Origin of the sequence: Gallibacterium anatis DSM 16844 = F 149 (genome assembly GCF_000379785.1) — a bacterium.
Taxonomy (GTDB): domain Bacteria; phylum Pseudomonadota; class Gammaproteobacteria; order Enterobacterales; family Pasteurellaceae; genus Gallibacterium; species Gallibacterium anatis.
This window is the reverse complement of record NZ_KB903756.1, coordinates 1-5,358: the sequence shown is the minus strand read 5'-3', so window position 1 is coordinate 5,358 and position 5,358 is coordinate 1. Positions and strand designations below refer to the sequence as shown.

Annotated in this window: 5 protein-coding genes and 1 CRISPR repeat array; of the genes, 1 reads left to right on the top strand and 4 read right to left on the bottom strand. The window is 36.2% G+C overall.

The features are described 5' to 3' along the window. The first annotated feature begins 142 nt into the window (after positions 1-142). On the top strand, positions 143-373 hold the full coding sequence (locus tag A3EO_RS0112045) for a hypothetical protein (protein WP_018347336.1): 231 nt from the start codon (positions 143-145) through the stop codon (positions 371-373). Positions 374-485: 112 nt separating this feature from the next. Beyond that, positions 486-874: direct repeats of the CRISPR family, unit length 29 nt; unit sequence TTTCTAAGCTGCCTATGCGGCAGTGAAGT. A gap of 136 nt (positions 875-1,010) precedes the next feature. Here A3EO_RS0112045 and cas6f read toward each other — a convergent pair. Genes cas6f through csy1 form a run of 4 tightly spaced genes read right to left on the bottom strand, consistent with a single transcriptional unit; the run spans position 1,011 to position 4,904 of the window. Beyond that, entirely contained in the window at positions 1,011-1,580 is a 570-nt protein-coding gene (gene cas6f, locus A3EO_RS0112040; protein ID WP_018347335.1) for a type I-F CRISPR-associated endoribonuclease Cas6/Csy4, read from the bottom strand. A gap of 5 nt (positions 1,581-1,585) precedes the next feature. Then, positions 1,586-2,587 carry a type I-F CRISPR-associated protein Csy3 gene (gene csy3 / locus A3EO_RS0112035; RefSeq protein WP_018347334.1) on the bottom strand — a complete coding sequence of 334 codons (1,002 nt, stop codon included), beginning with the start codon at positions 2,585-2,587 and terminating at the stop codon, positions 1,586-1,588. Continuing rightward, positions 2,584-3,591, bottom strand: coding sequence for a type I-F CRISPR-associated protein Csy2 (gene csy2, locus A3EO_RS0112030; protein ID WP_018347333.1), 1,008 nt, complete (start codon positions 3,589-3,591; stop codon positions 2,584-2,586). The genes csy3 and csy2 overlap by 4 nt, the downstream gene beginning before the upstream one ends. Before the next feature lie 8 nt (positions 3,592-3,599). After that, on the bottom strand, positions 3,600-4,904 hold the full coding sequence (gene csy1 / locus A3EO_RS0112025) for a type I-F CRISPR-associated protein Csy1 (RefSeq protein WP_018347332.1): 1,305 nt from the start codon (positions 4,902-4,904) through the stop codon (positions 3,600-3,602). Between the last annotated feature and the right edge of the window lie 454 nt (positions 4,905-5,358).

Here is a 5,358-nt window from a genome sequence, read left to right as displayed (position 1 = left end):
AATCCAACGCCTTAATGTGCGTTTAGACACGGTAAATGTACGACAGGTTAAAGAAAGGTTTTCCTCGTGTTGAAAGTAGAAATCTACCACTTGTTGTTTAAATGTTTGGTTATATTTAGTCATAAAAAATCTGCACCTTTGTATGTTGTTGGATAATAAGTCCAACTTTTGGGGTGCAGATCAAATTAAGCCTTGGCTTGTTTCTCCCTTGAGTACGGTGTTGGATGAATTAGCAGATGCATTGAATAATGACAAACTTGAAATAGTTGCATTGCATTATGCAACCGTTTCATTGCCGCAGAAAGGGCAAACTGAAACAGAGTGGAAGTTTAATGAATTTTTGGGATTTTGGTGTAAAAAAGATGAACAATAGGATTTAAATATTGTTTAAATCCTATTTAAACCTGATTTAATCAAGTAATTGTATTTTAAAATTTCCATGCGGCAGTGAAGGTAATTTAATAGTTAAATTCGCGATTAAATTATTTCTAAGCTGCCTATGCGGCAGTGAAGTATCAATCAACAATGAACAGCCTATTGGCTAATTTCTAAGCTGCCTATGCGGCAGTGAAGTGTTATGATAAAGTCATCAAATAAATGTTCTTTTTCTAAGCTGCCTATGCGGCAGTGAAGTAGACTGTTTAACCGTTAAACGGTGTAATAACTTTCTAAGCTGCCTATGCGGCAGTGAAGTTTGATTTTTCCATTTTTACCTCCTTTGTTGGTTTCTAAGCTGCCTATGCGGCAGTGAAGTCACTAGCTAAATAGTGTTTAAACGGTTAAACTTTCTAAGCTGCCTATGCGGCAGTGAAGTACAGGGAGTGCGTCATAACACACTTTGCAATTTTCTAAGCTGCCTATGCGGCAGTGAAGTAGACACAAATACCTTACGATATAAGGAGAGTCAATTGTTAAAGAACATTTTAAGATAAAAAACCTTTTTTAGAGGTGTTTTATAACCTATTGATATTTTGATAGATTTTTTAGTATCTCCAAAAAAGGGTTATTGATTAAAAGTGAGGAACAGTGGCTGATGCAGCTTGACTTAAACCATATCCCGTAAATTGCCCCTCATTAGGCTTAGAACATATTATTTGCCTTATTTCCAGTAACATTTTTGCTTGATGAGTGCTGCTACTTTTTAAGAAAACATGTGGGTAACGTTTGATTTGCGCTTGTTTAGCCTCCATTTTTTCTAAAATTTCAGCTGAAAATTCTTTTCTGTGTTTCATACGTTTTTCTGCACGGCGTAAAGCACTTTTCCCTTTATGTTGTATCCGTTGGTAACGGACAGCTGTTGTTTTTTCAGGGATAGGAGCTATTTCATTGATAATAAAGTAATTTTTTAAAGCATCAATTTTGAGTAAAAGCAGTGTTAGATCGTCTTCTGAGCCAAAAATTCGGATTTTTCTCCCTAAGCCATAATTCCGTTGATATTGGGGAAATCCCAAGCCGATTCTTCCCTCAAAGGAGGGAAGAACTTTGTGCAATGTTTGCATCGCAAAAGACATTACTTCGCTGTACGCAATTTCGATTTGGGGAATTGCTTCTATTTCAATGTAATGCGTGAGTTTGTTCATTATAATTACTCCTTGCCGCTCGCACCAAAAATACCCCCTCGAATCAACACGGCTATGACAAAATACTGTTGTTCTGGCGTTGGTGCTTGACCTCTTAAGATCCAGTCATCAAAAAGAGTATAGAAATCCAGTTTTTGTTTCGGTTGTCGGAAAGCCCTTCCTAATGTAGTTACTGCGCCATAAGGTTCTACAGAAATTGGGAATGCCGCATTTGGTTCATACCAAGTGTCGATAGTACGAATGGCGTTACCGATTTTTTGTGAATGGATACCAGCAATATCATTGATTTGATAGAGAATTTTGCTTTTTCTAGCAGAAGAATTATCTAAAATTAATTCTTGAGATGGGTAAACTTCTTGACCTTTCCCCATTAACACTTCGGCTTCAATATTGATTAAAACGAATTGTTCTCCTTTAAAACCTTTTTCAATGTATATCGCCAATTTGGTTAATTTTTCATCTTTATGATCAAAATTATTCAAAGAAAAAGGTTTTACATCTTTGAATTCCAGCATTTCATCGGAGTTGTTAAATTTGATTTTGATGTTAATTTTTTCTGCATTCATTCGGTTCCGCCACAACCAACGTGCATTAATAATATTATAAGCATAACGATAAGCGAGTTCGCTTAAACCAGTGTTATTCAGATAATTTTGTACAGTTTCTTCGAGAACTTTTTGATATTCAGGATTGTTACATACATTTGGCTGACCTGTAAAAGGTAATACTTTACAACTCCAGCTGACAATTAATGTATCTTTATCGTGATCCAATGCCGCAATATCGACAGTTTGTAAGTTAGCTTTTTGAATTTCAGCATCTAGTTTTACTGGATCGTTTGCAATGGCATTTTTTAAGCGATTAGATATTGTTCCTCGTACTGCCTTTTCTGTAATCCTCACTGGTGCTGATTGCCCGGTTGAAGAGGATTTTTGTGAAAAAACAGCATCAGAAATATCTAGACGTCGTTCGAAAGCGAGTACGGTAGCGGTGGTTATAGTGCTCATTTTGATTCTCCTTGAGTATATAAATATAAATTATCTTGAGGGTTAGAATATCGCCAAAAACAGTGCTCAAACTGTTGTTGTAATCGATATGGGAAGACCCATTGCCCCAAGCTGTAAATAGTTTCAACGTATTGGTGAGGGTATTGCGGTGCTCTGCTATTTAACATTTCTCCGGCGTTAAATGGGGGATAGATACCTTGATAGCCGATAGGAATAGGAACTAACCAACCTCGATCTTGTTTTGCAGATTTAATTGTCCATTTCACGGAGTTTTGTTGTTGAGTAGGAATATGGTGCAAACAGGCAATTTCGAGTAGCGCATCTAGTTCAGTAGCCTCTGGATTTGCAGGATAGTGAGAAAGCACCGGTTGCTGATTTTCATCTTGAACCAGCTGTACTTGATTATTGTGAATTTGGTGTTTAAAACCGGTTTGTAATTCTTTGGTAATGGACGCTAATTGGAGTTGAGCATCCATTAAGATAAAAGCTGGCTGTAATTTTTTTAAAATGGCTTCACCTTCGGCGAGTGAGAAAAGTTGCCCCGTAGGGCTATTTAACACGTATCCGCCAGCAATGCGTTGCTGTTTAATTAGTAGTTCAATGTTTTCAACAAATTTGTTAGCTTTTTCGTCATCTGCAAGATCATCTTGTAACTCTCCACTGGCAATCACTTCAATAACTAGGCTCACATTGAGATCAATTTTCCCCTCTGCAATAAAAGAGGAGGATGAACCATCTTTTTTTATAGGATTACGAGATTGTTTAAAAGTATAGTCAGCGTATTGATGATGACGATAAGTTTGTAAGGTGTAATTATTACAGGCAATCAGTACGCCATCCAAAGCAATGTCAGGATAATCCGATTGTAATGTTCTATTGAGACGATGAATTGCGCCGATAAAGCCACTTATTGCCGGAAAGCCGTAAGTTAATGGACCGGAAATAGCATTGGCTTGATGAATTTCTATATTTTTTAACAATAAGTAAAAATTAGCTTCTGACATAAATGCTCCTATTTTCTTTTTAGCGCACGTTTAAAGGCTTTTCGCCATTCGTTGAATTCTGGTTCTGAAAAATCTTGTCGAATATTTGGAAACTTCTGTTTTAGCTGGGAATTAACCCAATGGGCGAATTGTTTGGCAATGTCATTATGCCAATTTGCTTTTTCAAATTTTGTCTTAAATTCCACTTCACCATCCAAATTTGCGCGTTCAGGATCTAACCAATATTTTTGGCTAATATCTAAATGTTGATAATTTTTACTCCATCCGGCAGGTTTTTGTTGATAAATTTGAGCAATACTGAAAATGACCTCAATGATATTTTCGATAGCTGCATCGCGTTTGTCTCGTTCGGTATAGACATTATATGGGGATGATACGACAGCAAAGAGATCGTTAAAAAATAATTGGCATTGAAAATATAAATGCCTGTTGAACAATGTATCATCAGATATGTTTGTCTTTGAAGATGAAAAAACCGGAGGTAATGAAGGCAATAAGTAATGCTTGCCTCGTTGTCTACTATTTAGTTGAGAGATATTTTGTGGTTGTGCTCCACCTAATGGAATAGTGGCTAAGCTCTTTATTGTAGGATAAGACTGTTGAGTTATCCCCCCTTTTTTACGATTTTCTCGGATTTCTTTATAGTGCTCGGAATAACGAATATCCTGAATTTTATTGTATAAAAGATGAGCAAGCGAAGAGGGATATAACGGAATCAAACAAGTGTAATTATCCTCTGAAATAGCCTGTCTATTGTTAGGCCAAAGAAGTTGCTTGTTTCTCTCATAAGTTACAGGTTTAGTAATGTTAGTGATCAAAGCTTGCTGAAATAACGTTTTGTATTGTGTTGATTTTTCTTCATCATCGGAGAAAACGCCATCTAACAAGGTGGAGTCCTCAAGCAATAAATCGCGTAATCGAAGATTATGTTGCTCATCAATAACCAAATCGAATAGTGCTGCTAGTGGTAAAGCTGCTGCATTGCCACTGGCATCAATAATTGCTTTGTCTATTAAATGGGAACCCACAAAAGGAAGAGTGTGATTCTGTGCCTTGAAGGCGATATTATTGCCTTTAGAATCTGGATGCACGGCTTTGGAGAGATGCGTTGCAAAGGATAACTGCTTTGACATTTGATTTGCAGCTTTCTCCATCCAAGTGTCGAGGTGGTATTCTGCCTTTATTTGCTTAATTTTTTCATCTAAAGCTGAAAGTTCATTTATGGCTGTTATTTTTTCTCGTTTTTTCTCCAATGGCGCTAATTTTTTTGCAGCCAACTCTGTTAAGAATGATAGGATTTTTGCTTTTAGCATAGCAGTCGCTCCTTTTTTGGTATTGAATAACTTGCATTATGTACATTAATTGTATTTTTTCAACTAAGAAAATTAAAAAAGTATGGGTGTATTGATTTATAAATTTGATCGTTTAAATCTGTTTAAATAAGAAAGAATAAGGTAAACTTTGAAACATTATGAGATAAATAGATGGCAATAGTTGATTACTTATAATGATATTACTACCGAATAGGTAGCTTAGGAAATACTTTTTTAGTTTTCTCAAAAAAACTTACTGCTGAATAAGCAGAATTGAGAAAGGTGCAGCTCAAAAAAAGCTGCACCTCAGACTGCTGACAAACCTCTAGACATACCTCTAGAGGTTTGATCTAATAGGCATATCGAAAAAAGGAAATGCCTATGCTCAAAAATACACCCTCACTCCAATATGAAATCGAGATGATAAGTCTCGAACAACTCGTTCCAAAAGACC